Raw genomic sequence first — 16,749 nt, 5'->3', positions numbered from 1 at the left:
CTTAATTGTCACTTCACAATGCCCAATCCTTGCCCCTATAGCTCAGTCGGTTAGAGCAGAGGACTCATAATCCTTTTGTCCCAGGTTCGAGCCCTGGTGGGGGCACTAAAAACTCTGGGCTCTACTCACGCCCATTTACCCGACATCCGGTTGTAGCAGCTGGCGCATAGGGAGATGTACTTCGGCGCTTCGAGTGCCTCAATTTCCACGGTTTCGCCGTCGAGGATAATGCTGCCGTCCGGATTCAACCGTGCAGTAAAGATGGCCTTCTGCCCACAGGTGCAAATTGTCTTGATTTCCTCAATGGTGTGGGCAACTTCGAGCAAGCGCTGGGAGCCTGGGAAGGCATGCGTGCGAAAGTCGGTACGCAGACCGTAGCAGAGCACCGGAGTACCGCGAAGGGTAATTCCCAGCAACTGATCGACCTGGTCAGGGGTAAGAAACTGTGCTTCATCGATGATAAGGCAATCGTGGCCGTCGGCAAGCGAGGAGAGGTCATCGCCGTCGTGGATGAGGTGCGCGCGTTCCGCGATTCCGATGCGGGAGTGCACGTCACCATCAGCCAAAGTATCCACGGCCGGCTTGGCGATCAACGGTCGCATGTCGCGCTCGCGGTAGTTGTGGGCGACGCGGAGGACCTCGATGGATTTTCCGCTGTTCATGGTTCCGTAGCGGAAGTACAGTTTTGCCATAGCCATCGATTGTAGGGCATCGATTCGCGGGCTCTGACGGCTGTAAACTCGGGCCGCCAACACGGATTTGAATTCCCGACTATCCTATATTTTTATGCAGCCGATTCCTGACCTGAATGAGAATCCAACAGTTGTTGTATGTGGATCTATCCACCTAGATACCCTGGTACAGGTCGATAGCGTACCCGCAGAAGGTGGCACGCTCATCGTTGATGACGGCACGAATATGCTGGGCGGCAAGGGCGCCAACCAGGCCGTTGCTATCGCTTATAACGGTGTCCGTGCGATCATGGCCGGAACTGTTGGCGAGGACCGCGCAGCGGATTTCGTGGTCGAGGAACTCAACGCACACGGCGTAGATGTCCACTCCATTCAGACTTCCTGGGATTTGCCGACCGGCAGCGCTTTCGTCGCAACGAACCGCAAGGGTCGCCCGGTGATTTTTGTCCAGCGCGGTGCCGATGCGCTAACCGACCCCACCGATTTCGTCGACGAGTTCGCATCAGCGGATGTCGTGCTCGCGCAAGGCGAGCTACTTCCGGAAGCAACTGAGGCCATCGCGTCCGTCGCATCCATGTACAGCGCGCGTCTGGTACTGAACCTCAATCCGGTCGTAACCGTTACACCTGCGCTGATTGACCATGCAGATCCGCTGATCGTCAACATGAAGGGCGCCTGGGAAACAATCCGTCGCCTGGACATCGCCGAGGGCATCCGCGCTACCGACTACCGCGCACAGCTCGAGGCACTTCTGCAGTACTGCCCCAGTGTCGTCATGCTCCGGGGCGACCACGGCTGTCTCTTCGCACAGCACTCCGACGGTCTCGACGACGAGCCGACAATCTACGAGCACCCCGCGCTCAAGCTGCCAGAGGAGAAGATTGTCGACGGCACTGGCTCCGGTGATGCGTTCGTCGGCACGCTCACCGCGGAACTGGCTAAGGGCACCTCGCTTTACGACGCCGTCCCCCTGGCCACCGCAGCAGGCGCAGCAGCTGTACAGGCGGTCGGCGCATGCTCCGCTTTTGCACGTCGCGAAAAACTGCTGGAGATGGTCGAGGCGGAGGATTTTCCCTCTGTGAAAGAGTACGCGGGCTAAGAATTGTCAACAGCCTGGTGTGCGAGCTGGCACCGATTAAGTCAGTGCCAGCCGGGCCAGTGGGGCCAGCGGGAGAACCTACCCAGCATTGTCTGGCAGAACGGGCTCAAGCGCCAGCATCACCAAGTACCAACTCAACGCGTACCCGATGAGGAAGACATAGGTAGCAATCGCGTAGATTTTCGCCGGGAAAAAGAATATGGCCGCGGGCACGATGAGAAGCGCCAAAACTGCGAGCGCAGTCCGCGGCAGGTTTTTGACGGTCATGCTGGTGGCCGTTGCCAGGGTTCGGCGTAGCGACGACTGACCGTCGGAAAGCGAGCACAGCGAGTAGACCCACGCGGTAATTCCCAGCAGGATTAGCGCCCCGGAGGTAACTCCTGCGGCGAAGATCAGGCCGACAGTGCCGAGGTCCGCGCGGGAGATAACGTAAAACTCATAGCCAATGCCACTGGCGAGAACCAAGGTGAATAGCCACCACACGGTTGGTGTGCGCCAATTGTCCAACAGTGCGCGCAAGAAGCGCCGTACGGGCCTTGAGCCTTCGTCACGGACCATGTCGCGAGCGACCACTACCCCAGCGCGAGTTGCGGCGCCTGCAGTGACTATCGGGATGGATGCGACGATCATCAGCAGGTTGATGATTACAAGGTCTGCTAACAGCGACCAGGCTGCGTAGAACTTTGTATCGGTGCTGAAAAATCTATCCACGGGTTCATATCCTAATAAAGGCTGATTAACAGACGAAAGCCTCAACCTACGCGGTTGAGGCTTTCGCTTTCGTAAAACGCGGTGCTTGGCGTCCTATGCGCTAACGCTTAGGCAGCTATCCCTTAACGGCACCCGCAGCAACACCCTCGATAATGTGCTTCTGGGTGGCGACGTAGAAAATCACAATCGGAATGATTGCGAGCACCAGCATTGCCATCATCGCGCCAAGGTCACGGTTACCGTTGGAGCCAACGAAGCTCTGCACGACAACCGGGATGGTCTTGTACTTAGTAGACAGGCCAATGACCAGGTACGGCAGCAGGTAGTCGTTCCATACCCACATAGCGTTCAGAATGGCGACAGTCACTGCAGTCGGCTTGAGCATGGGCAAAACGATGCGGAAGTAGTTCTGCATCGGAGATGCGCCATCAATCATCGCGGCTTCCTCGATGTCAATCGGGATGGACTTGATGAAGCCGGCAAACATGAAGACCGACAAGCCGGAGCCAAAGCCCAAGTAGAGAACCACGATGCCGATTGGGTTGTTCAAATGCAGCATGTCGGCGATCTTGACGGTCGGGAACATCACCATCTGGAACGGGATGACCATCGAGAACACAAACAGGTAATACAGCAGCGAGGTCCACCACGTCTTCACTCGCGTGATGTAGTAAGCCGTCATCGCAGAGAAGAACACAATCGCAATAACCGAGAGGATCGTGATGACAAAGGACCACACGATCGCCCAGCCGAAGCCCTCCTTCATCAGGCCGACGGCGTAGTTTTCGAACCCGACCCACATGTCACCTAGTGGCAGCTGGAAGGGGTTATCTGAAATTGCGAACTTGGACTTGAACGAGTTGAAGATAATGAACGCGATTGGCCCCAAGAACACGACGGTCAAAAACACCAGAATCGCGTAGATGATGACCTTAGATACGCCTCCCACCTTGGCCTCGTCCTGCTTAGCGGGCTTGGCCTTGGGGAGCTTGGTGGCCGTTTCAGTGGTCATTGCAGCGTCGACAGACATTTATGCCTCCACTTCCTTGCTGCGAGTAGCACGCAGCTGCAGCATCGCGATCGCTACGACCACGACGACGAATATTACTGCCTTGGCTTGACCAACGCCCTCCACACCAATTCGGTTGAACATGGTGTTGACGATGTTCAGAGCAACCATTTCTGTCTCTGAACCCGGCGCACCATTGGTCAGGGCCAAGTTTTGATCGAAGAGTTTGAAAGTGTTCGACAGAGTCAAGAAGAGGCAAATGGTAATCGATGGCATGACCATCGGGATAGTAACGTGCCGCAGAATCTCCCAGCGTCCGGCGCCATCAATCTCCGCAGCTTCGATGAGCTCCGGTGGGACATTCTGCAGACCGGCAATATAGATAATCATCATGTAACCGACCAGCTGCCAGTTGATGAGGATGATCAGACCGGCGTAACCGAACTTCCAGTCGGACACAATCGTCGTACCGTACGATGCCAGCACGGCGTTAATCATCGACTGCCAGGTATAACCGAGCACGATGCCACCGATAAGGTTCGGCATGAAGAAGACTGTGCGGAAGAAGTTCGTGCCCTTCAGCTTGCGCGTCAGAATCCATGCGATCCAGAACGCGAACAAGTTCACAGTAATGATGGAAACAACAACCACCATGAGAGTGAATCCGAAGGAGGCGACGAAGCCCTCGCGCTCACTAAAGGCCTTCTGGTAGTTCTCGATACCAACCCACTGCGCATTAGTGATGGTTGTGAAGTCAGTAAATGATAGGAAGAAACCGATAACGAACGGCACCAGGAACGCGATTGCAAAGGCAATCAGCGTGGGTAGCACGAAAATTGGGAAATACTTTTTCAATGTTGCTTGCATCTACAACACCGCTCCTAAAGCTAAAGGCGGAGCCCGGTGCCTCGAGACCGGTTTAACAGGTCACCGAGCCCCGAGCTCCGCCTTGCCATTGGATGAACTCATTCCGTCGGTTGTTCATGCGCGAGAAGCTTTCGCTTCACACTCACCGATGGAATGGATCACCATTGATTTGCTGGTATTTAATTGTTCGGAGATTCCGCATTCCAGCTGTCGGCGAAAGTCTCGACAACCTTGTCCCACGGCATCTTTCCGGAAGCGTACTGCGCCAGCGCTGCGCCAAAATCATCCTTGAACTGCTGCGACGGGAAGTACTGGAAGTCCCACGGGATGGTGGTCAGGTCCTCGTTCTCAATTGCTGCGGCCACTTCCTTGGCCAGCGGGTCATTCGGAGTGTCGGCTTCAGTGAAGTTCTGGAACGGAGCGATGAATCCGAGATCCTCGACGACGTACTTCTTGCCCTCATCGGTGTTGAACAGCCAATTGACGAAGTCCTTCGTTGCCTTTTGGGAAGCCTCCGAAGCCTTGGAGTTGACCGTCAGGTAGTTCTCAGTACCAACCGAGATGCCGGTCTTATCCTCGTCCTTCAGGCCCATGTACATAGGCATGAACTTAATCTTGTCCTGCTTGACCACGTTGCCGGAGACATCGTTGATCTGGGACCATGCCCAGTTGCCATTCTGAACCATAGCGGCCTTGCCCTGGGCGAATTCCGCCATCGAGTCGGACACAGCCTTCGACGGGGCCAGAGTCTTTTCGACAGTGGAGTTATTCAGGTACAGATCAAAGAGGTTCTTGAACTCCTTGTTGTACTTGAACTTCACATCAGCGGTTTCCTTGGTGCCAAGGTCCTCGAATTCATAATGAACCGGTCCGTTGGCCAAGTGTGTCTGCCAGCGCCAATCCTCACCGGATGCAAGCGAGGTGGAAGCGAAGGTGCCGGAAATCCCCAGCTTGTCCTTCTTGGCCTGCATGTCCTCAGCAACTTCCTTCAGCTTTCCGAAGGCCTTAATCTCGTCGATGCTCTTGGCCTTGGCATCGGGCAGCGCGAAGTACTTGTCCATGATCTCTTCGTTATAGATCAGGCCAAACCCCTCGACTGCAAACGGGACGCCGTATACCTTGCCGTCCTCGCCCTTCAGCGGCTCGATGCCCTCGTTGAGGTTTTGTGCGATCTCAGTGTCAGACATGTCTGCCATGTATTCCTGCCAAGTACGCAGGCCCGCCGGACCATTGACTTGGAACAGTGTTGGCGCGTCCTTTTTACCAATCTCGGCCTTCAGAGTTTGCTCATAGGAATTCGAAGCAGCAGTAACGACCTTGACCTGGACACCAGTCTTGTCAGTGTATGCCTTCGCAATCTTCTGATATGCGGCATCCTGCTCCGGCTTGAAGTTAAGGAAGTAGACACCACCATCTGCAACCGCATCATCACTCGAGCACGCAACCAAACCAGCGGTTGCCATCAGGCCTGCTGCACACAGAGCTGAAAGGCGCTTGAAGTTCTTCACTATATTTTCTCCCTTGAGAAGAAAGGCCACTTCAATGGCATCCTCCGAGCAATTCGGACGAATATTTGCCAGCAGCCGTGGCCTAATTGGATTATCCCGCCCTGCGGCTAGAAGTAGCCTTTCATGCGAACTTCGACGCCACCCACGCGGGTATTCGGTCTCACCAAAATCTTACTTGACCAAAACCAATTTAGGTTGGCCTTCAGCCAGCTGTGAACAAATGCAAAGGAGAAAAATAGCAAAAGCTCTCGAAAGCACACCTAGAATTTGAGCTGTTTTCGAGCTGTTTTCGCTGAACAGAGCCGCCTACCGGCACCAAAGTAAGCACCTGGCCGCGACAATCACACGCAGACCCGACAACCACCCGACCACCAAAAGCACCCCTGTTTGGCGTGAATGTATATTTTTATAATATCCTGGCGAGTCGTTTACTTGTCACTTTTGAAATAATCGTACGCTCGACAGTCTGCTTCTAGAGAGCTACTCGACCTCATCGCTCGCCGGAAGATATACGGACTCGTCGCGATGCCCGGGCAACACTCGGTCTACGTAGCTCTGCACCGCTTCTTGAAGCGGCACATCCGCACGGCGTTTTTCTGCCATGTACCAGCGATGCTCCAAGACCTCGTGGAAAACCTGCGCATCCTGCAGCCTTCCACGCAGCCCCTCGGGCACAGCCAGGATTGTGGCCTCGAAAACTTCACGCAGCCATCGGTGCGCAACCTGCTCTAGCGGAACCCCTTCAAGACCTTCCGCCAACCGAAAGGTCTGCATACTATTGAGCATCCGCCTCGCTTGCCGTTCTTGAACATCCAACCCCGTCAGTCGCATTAACTGCCTATGGTGATGCCCTGCGTCAACCACTCGTGGTCGGAACACAACGCGGCCACCATCACTGGTGACTTTCAGCTCGCCAACATCGAAACCGAGGTCGTTGAGCCTGCGAATCCGCTCATCGACAAGCCAAGGCTCCTCAACACCAATAGATTCTTCCCCCGTCAGCTCTTGCCACAGGTCCTCATAACGCTCAATAATGCGCCTACCCACCGCAATTACGTCCAACTCAGGATCGAGGAATCCGCCGGCCTGCAGATCCATGAGCTCTCCGATGATGTTGGTATGGGCAACGTCAACGTCGTAAAGCCTGCGGGAATCTGAGAGTGTGCCTTGCAAATCTCCCGTTTCCGCGTCGACAAGGTAGGCGGAGAAAGCGTCTGCGTCACGACGAAACAATGTGTTCGACAGTGACACGTCGCCCCAGTAAAAACCAAGGAGATGTAACCGAACTAGCAGGACTACCAGCGAGTCAATCAGGCGGACCACAGTTTCGCGGGTGACCTGTTGAGAAAAAACTGCACGATACGGCAGCGAATACTCGAGATGTTCTGTGACGAGTGCGGCAGTTAACGGTTCGCCATCTGGATCCTTCCGGCCGGTGATTACCGCGAGCGGGCGAACCGATGGAGCACCGAGCCTGACCAGGTCACGCAGCATTCGATACTCATGATGAGCAGTGAACTCACCAATTTCTTTCACTGCAATGACGCGGTCATCTAAGTTGACGAATCGAACAATGTGTCGCGAAATTCCCTGAGGCAAGGCGGCTAACAAATCATCTGGCCACTGTTCCAGAGGTATATGCCAAGGAAGGCGCAAAAGCTTTGAAGCCACCGTTGTCGCGGCTATTTTCATAGTTTCCGACACGGTGGCTCCTAAAACTGTCTTACTGTCCCACTGCCCTACCAGCTACTCATTTCATCTAAACGAAAGATTTTAGGCCGGAAGGCGCATACCAGTCGACTTCGAGAACAGGTGCAGCATGCCCGGACGAATCTTGCCGTAAACTACCGAGCCCAACTTCGGCGCGGTGCGCGGGGCGGTACGAATAACCACCTGACCGTGTTCCTCTTCGTCCGGGTTAGAGGAAGATCCGGAGCTCAGTGCTCCGCCACCGACGAGGTCTCCATACATGAATGCATCGGAGCCCAACTCCTCGACCAAGTTAACCTGCACCGGAATGACGTCATCGCCCGGACCCTCGACCAGGTCGAATGCCTCCGGACGGAAGCCCACGATAATCTGGTTCTGATCCTCCGGCGTGATTGCAGCAAGTGTGGCTTCCGGCAGCTTAATCTTGGCCTCGCCCAACGTGGCGTAACCATTAGAGACGTTGAACGTGCCCAGGTTCATCGCAGGCGAGCCAATGAAGCCCGCGACGAATTCGTTTGCCGGGGTTTCGTAGAGTTCGCGCGGGGTACCGACCTGCTGCAGAACACCGAAGTTAATGACCGCGATGCGGTCGCCCATGGTCAGCGCCTCAGTCTGGTCGTGGGTGACATACATGGTGGTCACACCCATCCGACGCTGCATGGCCGCAATCTGAGTACGGGTTTGAACACGCAGCTTCGCGTCCAGGTTCGACAACGGCTCGTCCATCAGGAACACCTGCGGCTTGCGCACAATCGCACGCCCCATTGCCACACGCTGACGCTGACCACCGGACAGAGCCTTAGGCTTACGGTCCAGGAACTGAGTTAGATCCAGGGTCTTCGCAGCTTCTTCGACACGACGGTCAATCTCGTCCTTGTCCACACCAGCAATCTTGAGCGCGAAGCCCATGTTCTCGCGCACCGTCATATGCGGGTACAGGGCGTAGTTCTGGAAGACCATCGCAATATCGCGATCCTTGGGCGAGACATTGGTCACATCACGATCACCAATGAAAATCTTGCCCTCATTGACCTCTTCCAGACCGGCAAGCATGCGCAGTGTTGTGGACTTACCACAACCGGAGGGGCCTACCAGAACCAGGAACTCGCCATCGGCAATTTCCAAGTTGAACTTGTCCACAGAAGGCTTCGTCGCACCGGGGTAAATGCGAGTGGCATCAGCAAAAGTCACAGTAGCCATGTGAATACAAACCTTTCATCGGCAGGTACGTGCCGAACGATCCGAGGGAAAGTAACCGCAGGAACAGCTCCTACGTATCTGCCTCACAAGCTTACTCTTAATCGAGCAGCCCCGTCACGAGCTCCGCAATCTTCGAGCGCTCCGAGCGCTTCAGCGTGATGTGTGCAAAAAGCTCGTTGCCCTTGAGTTTTTCAATCACCGCCTGCACACCGTCATGGCGGCCGACGCGCAGGTTGTCACGCTGCGCCACGTCGTGCGTAAGGATGACCCGGGAATTGCTACCAAGACGCGACAACACCGTCAGCAGTACGTTGCGCTCCAGCGACTGTGCCTCATCGACAATCACGAAGCTGTCATGCAGGCTACGACCGCGAATGTGAGTCAGCGGCAGTACCTCCAGCATGTCGCGCGAGGCAATCTCATCCATCACGTTGTCTGAAACCAATCCCTCCAGGGTGTCGTAAACAGCCTGTGCCCAGGGATTCATCTTCTCATCCTCGCTACCTGGCAAGTAGCCAAGGTTCTGTCCACCCACTGCGTAGAGCGGACGAAACACCACGATTCGGCGATGCAGTCCGCGCTCCAGCACCGACTCCAGACCCGCGCACAGCGCAAGCGCCGACTTACCCGTACCGGCCCGGCCGCCGAGGGACACTATCCCCACCGAGTCATCCAACAGCAGGTCAAGCGCCACACGCTGCTCCGCCGACCGCCCCTTCAGGCCAAACGCCTCCGTATCGCCCCGCACAAGCTTGACGACGCCCGGGGCGCTCACCCGTGCCAGCGCAGACTGGCTACCAGCGCTGAGCTGCACGCCGCAGTGCAGCGGCTGATCCTGGATCTGCTCGAGCTCAAGGAAGCCATTGGCGAAGAGACGATCAATTTCCTCCGGGTCGACGTCTACTTCCACCATTCCCGAGTACCCAGTCAGAACGACGTCCTGGGCGCGGTAATCGTCGGCAGGCAAGCCGACCGCACCAGCCTTGACACGAAGCGGAATGTCCTTGGTGACCAGCACGACATCATGGCCATCGTGCTGAAGATTGAGGGCGCAAGCGAGAATACGGTGATCGTTTTCGGCGGTGCGGAAGCCTGCGGGAAGGATGGAGGGATCGGAGTGGTTGAGCTCAATATGCATAAACCCGCCAAGATCATTGGCGGGCACAGGCCGGTCCAGGTGGCCGTAGCGGTAACGCAGCTCTTCGAGGAAACGGAGCGCTTCTCGGGCGAACCACCCCAGCTCTGGGTGGTGGCGCTTGGCCTCCAACTCACTCACCACGACCAGCGGAAGCACAACTTGGTGCTCATCGAACTTCTTGGTGGCGTGGGGATCGGACAGCAGGACCGAGGTATCAAGCACGTAGGTACGCATGCCCTCAGGCTAAAAGTCAGAGGTAGAAATTACGTGGTTGTGAGATGAATGCTTGGTTATCAGATGAACCACAGTTGGTTACAGGCTCTAATCCTCAAGTTGAACCCTAAGGAAGTGGCCGAGCACCGAGCACCGCTGCCCGGCCTCTCCACTGCCCTTTTAATGGCGACTAGTCGTTGCAATGGTGACTAGTCGTTGTGACGGATTTGGCGACCCAGCAACTTGTGGCGAAGCGGATCAACCGCCAAGGTCACAGCGCCAACTGATACAACTCCCACGAGATACGCCAGCGCAACAACAAGGGAGCGTTGACCAAACGTGATTTCGTTCGCAATCGGTCCGAACATGGTGGCTCCCAACAGCGCACCCATGACAAAGCCGAAGATACTGGTCGCAAGCATGGGAAAGAATGTCTGCTTGAAAGTGACCGTGCGGTGGAAGTTGATTGGCGTCCCGATGAAGTCCAGCGCCTTTGTCAGCGATGCCTCTTCATAGACGGCTGAGGCCTGAGTCAGAAGCGTTGACACCAGCAGCAGAATGAAACCGATTACGAAAGTGATAGTCACACCGGTTGCAATATCGTGCGCGAACGTGACATCTGCAACCTCTTCAATCTTGTCTTCGCCAGGCACCATCATTGTGTAGCCAAGCAGCAGAGACAGGAAGGCCATGGAACTTACTCGACGCCACGATTCCTTAGCGTTAGTCGCTACTCGTCGCGTCGCCACAAAATCACTTGACGTACCGAAGAAGCTGGAGATGCGGGCAACAAGCTGGATAAAGAAAGGCGCCACCAGGCCAATTGCCCAGACCATCAGGTACATCATCGCTGCGACACCAAGCGTGGCAGTGACGGTTCCACCCGCGATATTGGAGTTGGCAATCACGTACAGGACGATCGCACCGATAACAACGGCCACAATCATGCGCCATGCCTTCATCGACTTGGGCACTTCCTTGCGGCTAACGCCGAGTGGTGAAATCATCACCCTTCGCAAACCGACCACAGCGGCAAAGAGTGCGAGTAGCACCACTGCTACCCAAACCAGCGGGTAGCCCCACCAGGGCAGCAACATGTCCCAGGTATCCAGGTAGTCATTGTCGAACTTGATTATCGCCCAGAATGGCGCAGTGGCCACCGACAACAACGTGCCCACCACAAGCCCAACAGCTGCCAATACGAGGGTTTCGATAATCACCATGCGCGTAATTGCCCCGTTGGAGAGACCAATTAAGCGCAGAGTTGCCAACCTCTGCTCACGTCCCGCAGCGCCAAGCACCGCCGACTGTGCCACGAGCGAAACCATTGCCGGAATCACAAAAACACAGGCCACGAGTGCCAACTGCAGGTACATCTCGCCCTGACCTTGATTCATGTAATCCTCGGGCGTTGGGTTCGGCGGCAACTGTGGCTCAGCCTGCCAACGGCGGTAAAACATCGCCGTGCCACCGACGACGACCAACGCCAACCAGGTACTCACGGTCATAGCTACCACGGACAGTGCGGACAACCAGCCGTTTCCCGAATGCGATTCACGCCCGGCGCGCTGCAGCCGCGTGCTCAAGTCCGCTAGTGCGCCGGTACGAATTCTCTGGGGTTTTGGTGCTTCAGTTACGGTGCTCACTTTGTAACCTCCGCTCCTGCCAGCATGCGGTCGTCGTGAATCAGGCCATCGCGGATCTCCACACGTCGACGACACCAGTCGGCCACCTTCACATCGTGCGTGACCATCACCAATGTCGTGCCAGTCTGCTCCACCAACGCGGTGAGCTGCTGCATGACCTCATGGCCTGTGGACTGGTCCAGCGCGCCAGTCGGCTCATCGGCGAAGATGACACCTGGCTCGCCGGCCATCGCGCGGGCAATTGCTACACGCTGTGCTTGGCCGCCGGACATCTGTCCTGGGCGACGGCGCGTTAGGTCTTCTAGGCCCAGGCGGCTGAGGACATCGTCGGCAAGCGCGAGTGACTTCGAGCGCTTCTTGCCCTGCAGAATCATTGGCAGAGCAACGTTTTCCCGGGCGGTCAGTTCGGGGAGGAGTTGGCCGTCTTGGAAGACGAAGCCGAAGTCGTGCAGGCGGAGGGCGGAGCGGTCGGCATCAGAAAGCGAATTAATCTTTGTGTCACCGAAGATGACGTCGCCGTCGTCCGGCAGCAACACGCCGGACATGCAGTGCAGCAGCGTGGACTTACCAGAACCTGACGGTCCCATGACTGCCACGGTTTCGCCGGGCTCAATGGTCAGCGAAATGCCGGTGAGAACGGGAGCTGAATTGTAGGACTTAGTGATGTCACGAATACAAAGTCGTGCGTTTCTTGGGCTGTTGTTGTCTGTCATGGCACTCATTTCACTCGCACGGAGGCGATTTCAACACCGTGCCCACTTTCCTTTTGCGGTAGTGCTAGGTCTACTATGCCGGAAATTAATTCCTCCGTAGACAGAGCTTTCGTACCATAGGAAACTATGGAGCTGAAGGATTATTTCCGCAAATATATCGGCGCGAACCGCCGCGAAAAAGCGCATAAACGCAGCTACGAGGAATCCGCCGCCGCTCGCATCGCCGAACTTACCGCTTCACGACGAACAATTGCCGAAGCCTTCGAGATTGAACGTCGCCGCATTGAAAATGACCTCCACGACGGAGCTCAGCAATACATTGTTGCAGCTTCAATGAAATTGGGACTTGCAGAATTGGAGGCATCCAATACTGGCAATGAGGAATTAATGCAGCTCCTCGCGGAAACTCGCGGCCATTTGGAGGATGGATTACGCGCTTTGCGGCGGACAGTCCACGGAATTCACCCGCAGGTGTTGCGCGATCGCGGTCTGCAAGCGGCTGTTGAAGAGATTGCTGAAGGATACGGCCCTCACGTTGTTGTGCACACTCCCTATCCCCTGCCTGAATTGGAAGAAAGTGTGCTCGCCGCGGCGTATTTTTTCTGTGCAGAAGTGCTGACTAATGCGGCGAAATATGCACCGAACGCTCCTGTTTCTGTGCTGCTCACCTCGGATCAAACACTGAATATTTCAATTACGGACCAAGGCCCTGGCGGCGCAAAATTGGGGCGCGGTTTGCGGGGTATGAAAGAGCGTCTAGCCACTTTCGACGGTGCGATGACCATGCACTCTCCCGAAGGTGGGCCAACGCAGGTAATAGCCAGAATTCCTTTGATGTTGAACCGCTGGGAATCAGGTATTGGAGAAATAGAAGGCATGGATATGGAAAGCGTGGAGAAGAAAGGTGCGGCGAAATAATGAAAATTGTCATTGCGGATGACTCGGCACTCCTGCGGGAAGGAGTCGCGGGGCTCGTCGAAAAGCGCGGACATGAAGTGATTGCGATGGTCGACACTGCGCACGGTCTGGTGGCGGACATCGATGACCGGTTTGACGACTCGGGCGAGCTGCCAGACCTGGTGATTACCGATGTGCGCATGCCTCCGAAGATGAGTGACGACGGCCTGCGGGCCGCAGTGGAACTGCGCGAGCGTTATCCGCAGCTGAATGTCATGGTGCTGTCGCAGTATGTGGCGCCGGCGTATGCGCGTGAGTTGTTCTCGCCGGGAGGTGCTGGAGGTAGTGCTGGGGTTGGTACTGGGGGCGGTTCGAGTGGCAGCAGCTCGAGTGGCGGGACCGGGTATCTGCTCAAAGACCGCGTTGGCCAGGTGCTGGACTTCTTGGGTTCGCTCGAGGTCGTCGCAGGTGGTGGCGTGGTGATTGACCCTGATGTGGCGACGGCATTGATGCAGTCCGGCAAATCGGGGCTAGCCAGTTTAACGGCGCGCGAACGCGAAGTGCTCGAGCTGATGGCACGCGGCAAGTCCAATAAGCAGATTGCCGATGACCTCGTGCTTTCCGGGGCGGCGGTGGCGAAACACGTGTCCAACATCTTTATGAAGCTGCATCTGGAGCCCGGCGAGGAAAACCGCCGTGTGCGGGCAATTTTGGAATTTCTCACGGCGACGTCGGGGCAGATTTAGGGTCGGCAGCAATCGCATCTCTCGCAAAAGCGATGAAAAAATAAGTGTTGATTATGACACGAGTCACAATTTAAAGTTGGCTCATACGTTTGTTGTTTCCCCATAGAAAGGACGTGTCTACATGACTGTTTACGCCAACCCCGGCACCCCCGATGCAATCTTCACGTACAAGGAGCAGTACGAAAATTTCATCGATGGTAAGTGGACACCTCCAGTAGACGGGCAATACATGGACAACTCCACCCCGGTTACGGGCGAGGTTTTCTGCCGGGTTCCGCGGTCTAACGAGAAAGACATTGAGCTCGCTCTCGACGCCGCGCACAAGGCGAAGGACTCCTGGGCCTCGGTTCCTGCGGCCGAGCGGGCTCTGATCCTCCACCGCATCGCGGACCGTCTGGAGGAAAACCTTGAGAAGATTGCCGTCGCCGAGACCTGGGAGAACGGCAAGGCCATTCGCGAGACCCTCGCCGCTGACATCCCGCTCGCAATCGACCACTTCCGCTACTTCGCCGGGGCCACCCGCACGCAGGAGGGGCGCATCTCGCAGATTGACGACAACACGGTCGCCTACCACTTCCACGAGCCACTCGGCGTCGTCGGCCAGATTATCCCGTGGAACTTCCCCCTCCTGATGGCCGCATGGAAGATCGCCCCGGCCCTCGCCGCCGGCAACTGCATCGTGCTCAAGCCAGCAGAGCAGACCCCCGCGTCGATTCTCATGCTCACCGAGATTATCGCCGATTTGCTTCCGGACGGCGTTCTCAACATCGTCAATGGCCTCGGCACCGAGGCCGGTGCTGCGCTGACCGCAAGCGACCGGATCTCCAAAATTGCGTTCACCGGATCGACTGCCGTGGGCCAGCTAATCAACAAGGCAGTGTCCGACAAGATTATTCCGATCACGCTGGAGCTCGGCGGCAAGTCCCCGTCCATCTTCTTCCCCGACGTCATGGACGCCGACGATGCGTTCCGCGAGAAGTGCATAGAGGGCCTGGCCATGTTCGCGCTGAACCAGGGCGAGGTCTGCACCTGCCCGTCGCGAGCCCTGGTCCACGAAGACATCGCTGATGAGTTCCTAAAGCTCGCGGTCGAGCGCGTTAAGCAGATTAAGACCGGCAACCCGCTGGATACGTCGGTACAGATGGGCGCCCAGGCCTCCCAGGAGCAGCTGGACAAAATCTCCGGCTACTTGGAGTCCGGGCCGAAGGAGGGCGCGGAGGTTCTCACCGGCGGCAACGTCGCCAAGCTCGAAGGGCTGGAGGGAGGCTACTACGTCGAGCCGACCATCTTTAAAGGCAACAACTCGATGCGTTTCTTCCGTGAGGAGATCTTCGGCCCGGTCCTGGCCGTGACAACCTTCAAGACTCTGGACGAGGCTCTCGACATTGCCAACGACACTATCTACGGTCTTGGCGCCGGCGTGTGGAGCCGCAACCAGAACAACGCCTACCGCGCTGCCCGCGGTATCCAGGCTGGCCGCGTATGGGTGAATAACTACCACAGCTACCCTGCTCACGCAGCCTTCGGCGGTTACAAGCAGTCCGGTATCGGCCGCGAGAATCACTTGATGATGCTCGAGCACTACCAGGAGACCAAGTGCATGCTCGTCTCTTACGACGAGAACCCGACTGGCCTGTTCTAAGAATCCGACCCCTTGGGGCTAGGCGATTTGTCGATTCCGATTCACGTCCGATGAAGGTGTCGACAATCGCCTCTGCCCCCCCAAAAAAACGCCCTCCGCGCCTGGCAGGTTACGATGGTCGGCCTTAACCTGACGCACCAGGCGCTGGCGACTCCAAAGTTAGAGGCCTAGCTCACGGCCGCCAGCTAGGTCTCTCTTTCTTTCTTCACTTGCCGGTACCACCTACGCATCCGATTAATCGCGGCACTGGCGGCCCATCCGCCAAGAAATAGTAGCGGGATGTAGAAGAACACGACATAGGCGACGGCTAGGCCGTCCTGGCCATCGAGCGGCGTGGTGAGAAATAGGAATGCCAGATCGCCAAGCGCGGCAATTCCTGCGCCGGTAGCTGCTGCGACAATGCTCCGCGCGCTGGTCATCCCCCGAGCCAACGACCCATCACCGGCGAAAACGGCTATTGCTCCGACCAGCATTACTGAGACCAGCATGGACACAATCCACGACGCAATTCCTTCGTCGTAGGCGAGGTTGGGCTCCGGCAAGATTAGCCCACCTAAAACACTCCACGCGACCGCGGCGAAAAAGGACGCCAGCAAGGGGCGAGTTATATTGTCGAGCCTCATGCGTCCCAGGTTACGTGAGATGACCTCCAAAAATGCTGGATCTCCCCTCCTCAGTGGAGAATCGAGTCACGCCCGCAAGAGCAAAAATCCCCCGACCATAGAGTGGGTTAAGTAGCAAAACTGACAACCCCGAAAAATTATGGGCTGCAAATGTGAAACTGTGTGAGTTTATGACACTTTCAGGCCATTTTTCGAGCCATTTTTGACATAAACGCAGTCAGTAACTCGCACTGGGGTAAGTGGCGAAAGGTGCCCACCGGCGACGCACCGACCAGACACGCTTTTCTTTACCTACCCCATTATCCGCGGGTTAAGTAAAGAAAAGTGTGTCCGCA

General features: G+C 56.5%; 15 protein-coding genes and 1 tRNA gene. 5 read left to right on the top strand and 11 right to left on the bottom strand.

What is annotated here, in order from left to right; all coding sequences use genetic code 11:
* Positions 1-31 precede the first annotated feature (31 nt).
* A tRNA-Ile gene (locus HMPREF2562_RS06895) sits at positions 32-105 on the top strand.
* A 20-nt stretch (positions 106-125) separates the two neighbouring features.
* Here HMPREF2562_RS06895 and HMPREF2562_RS06890 read toward each other — a convergent pair.
* Positions 126-692 carry a thymidine kinase gene (locus HMPREF2562_RS06890; RefSeq protein WP_038625984.1) on the bottom strand — a complete coding sequence of 189 codons (567 nt, stop codon included), beginning with the start codon at positions 690-692 and terminating at the stop codon, positions 126-128.
* A 94-nt stretch (positions 693-786) separates the two neighbouring features.
* Between HMPREF2562_RS06890 and HMPREF2562_RS06885 the strand changes: the two genes are divergently transcribed.
* On the top strand, positions 787-1,791 hold the full coding sequence (locus HMPREF2562_RS06885; protein WP_070429154.1) for a PfkB family carbohydrate kinase: 1,005 nt from the start codon (positions 787-789) through the stop codon (positions 1,789-1,791).
* A 78-nt stretch (positions 1,792-1,869) separates the two neighbouring features.
* Here HMPREF2562_RS06885 and HMPREF2562_RS06880 read toward each other — a convergent pair whose 3' ends face one another.
* The 9 genes from HMPREF2562_RS06880 to HMPREF2562_RS06840 form a co-directional block, all read right to left on the bottom strand.
* The gene (locus HMPREF2562_RS06880; protein ID WP_049189607.1) at positions 1,870-2,502 is read right to left on the bottom strand and encodes a MusI family membrane protein; all 633 of its coding nucleotides are present in this window, start codon (positions 2,500-2,502) and stop codon (positions 1,870-1,872) included.
* A gap of 115 nt (positions 2,503-2,617) precedes the next feature.
* Positions 2,618-3,514: a carbohydrate ABC transporter permease gene (locus HMPREF2562_RS06875; protein WP_042389412.1), complete on the bottom strand. Its 897-nt coding sequence runs from the start codon at positions 3,512-3,514 to the stop codon at positions 2,618-2,620.
* A gap of 18 nt (positions 3,515-3,532) precedes the next feature.
* On the bottom strand, positions 3,533-4,378 hold the full coding sequence (locus tag HMPREF2562_RS06870; RefSeq protein WP_016423090.1) for a carbohydrate ABC transporter permease: 846 nt from the start codon (positions 4,376-4,378) through the stop codon (positions 3,533-3,535).
* A 179-nt stretch (positions 4,379-4,557) separates the two neighbouring features.
* A complete protein-coding gene (locus HMPREF2562_RS06865; RefSeq protein WP_088611979.1) occupies positions 4,558-5,841 on the bottom strand; it encodes an ABC transporter substrate-binding protein in 1,284 nt (427 codons plus the stop codon).
* A gap of 525 nt (positions 5,842-6,366) precedes the next feature.
* Positions 6,367-7,578: a DUF4032 domain-containing protein gene (locus HMPREF2562_RS06860; protein ID WP_172620277.1), complete on the bottom strand. Its 1,212-nt coding sequence runs from the start codon at positions 7,576-7,578 to the stop codon at positions 6,367-6,369.
* An 81-nt stretch (positions 7,579-7,659) separates the two neighbouring features.
* Positions 7,660-8,796, bottom strand: coding sequence for an ABC transporter ATP-binding protein (locus HMPREF2562_RS06855; protein ID WP_016423093.1), 1,137 nt, complete (start codon positions 8,794-8,796; stop codon positions 7,660-7,662).
* Positions 8,797-8,893: 97 nt separating this feature from the next.
* The gene (locus HMPREF2562_RS06850; protein ID WP_042388806.1) at positions 8,894-10,168 is read right to left on the bottom strand and encodes a PhoH family protein; all 1,275 of its coding nucleotides are present in this window, start codon (positions 10,166-10,168) and stop codon (positions 8,894-8,896) included.
* Between the two features lie 188 nt (positions 10,169-10,356).
* Positions 10,357-11,793 (bottom strand): FtsX-like permease family protein, encoded by a 1,437-nt coding sequence (locus HMPREF2562_RS06845; RefSeq protein WP_070549793.1) that lies wholly within the window; start codon positions 11,791-11,793, stop codon positions 10,357-10,359.
* Entirely contained in the window at positions 11,790-12,506 is a 717-nt protein-coding gene (locus tag HMPREF2562_RS06840) for an ABC transporter ATP-binding protein (RefSeq protein ID WP_042389415.1), read from the bottom strand. Before HMPREF2562_RS06840 ends, HMPREF2562_RS06845 begins: the two co-directional genes overlap by 4 nt.
* A gap of 126 nt (positions 12,507-12,632) precedes the next feature.
* Between HMPREF2562_RS06840 and HMPREF2562_RS06835 the strand changes: the two genes are divergently transcribed.
* From HMPREF2562_RS06835 to HMPREF2562_RS06825, 3 genes are all read left to right on the top strand, one after another.
* Complete coding sequence (locus HMPREF2562_RS06835) at positions 12,633-13,424, top strand: sensor histidine kinase (RefSeq protein ID WP_080969558.1); 792 nt, start codon at positions 12,633-12,635, stop codon at positions 13,422-13,424.
* Positions 13,424-14,149, top strand: coding sequence for a LuxR C-terminal-related transcriptional regulator (locus HMPREF2562_RS06830; RefSeq protein ID WP_070549792.1), 726 nt, complete (start codon positions 13,424-13,426; stop codon positions 14,147-14,149). Before HMPREF2562_RS06835 ends, HMPREF2562_RS06830 begins: the two co-directional genes overlap by 1 nt.
* A gap of 121 nt (positions 14,150-14,270) precedes the next feature.
* Entirely contained in the window at positions 14,271-15,791 is a 1,521-nt protein-coding gene (locus HMPREF2562_RS06825; RefSeq protein WP_070549791.1) for an acetaldehyde dehydrogenase ExaC, read from the top strand.
* A 185-nt stretch (positions 15,792-15,976) separates the two neighbouring features.
* On the opposite strand, the gene HMPREF2562_RS06820 is transcribed toward HMPREF2562_RS06825, so the two are convergent.
* Positions 15,977-16,414 (bottom strand): hypothetical protein, encoded by a 438-nt coding sequence (locus tag HMPREF2562_RS06820; RefSeq protein WP_070549790.1) that lies wholly within the window; start codon positions 16,412-16,414, stop codon positions 15,977-15,979.
* Positions 16,415-16,749 lie beyond the last annotated feature (335 nt).

The sequence above is a fragment of the Corynebacterium sp. HMSC077G07 genome (assembly GCF_001809225.1).
In the GTDB taxonomy this organism is placed as follows: domain Bacteria; phylum Actinomycetota; class Actinomycetes; order Mycobacteriales; family Mycobacteriaceae; genus Corynebacterium; species Corynebacterium jeikeium_D.
This window is presented reverse-complemented; position numbering and strand designations above follow the sequence as displayed.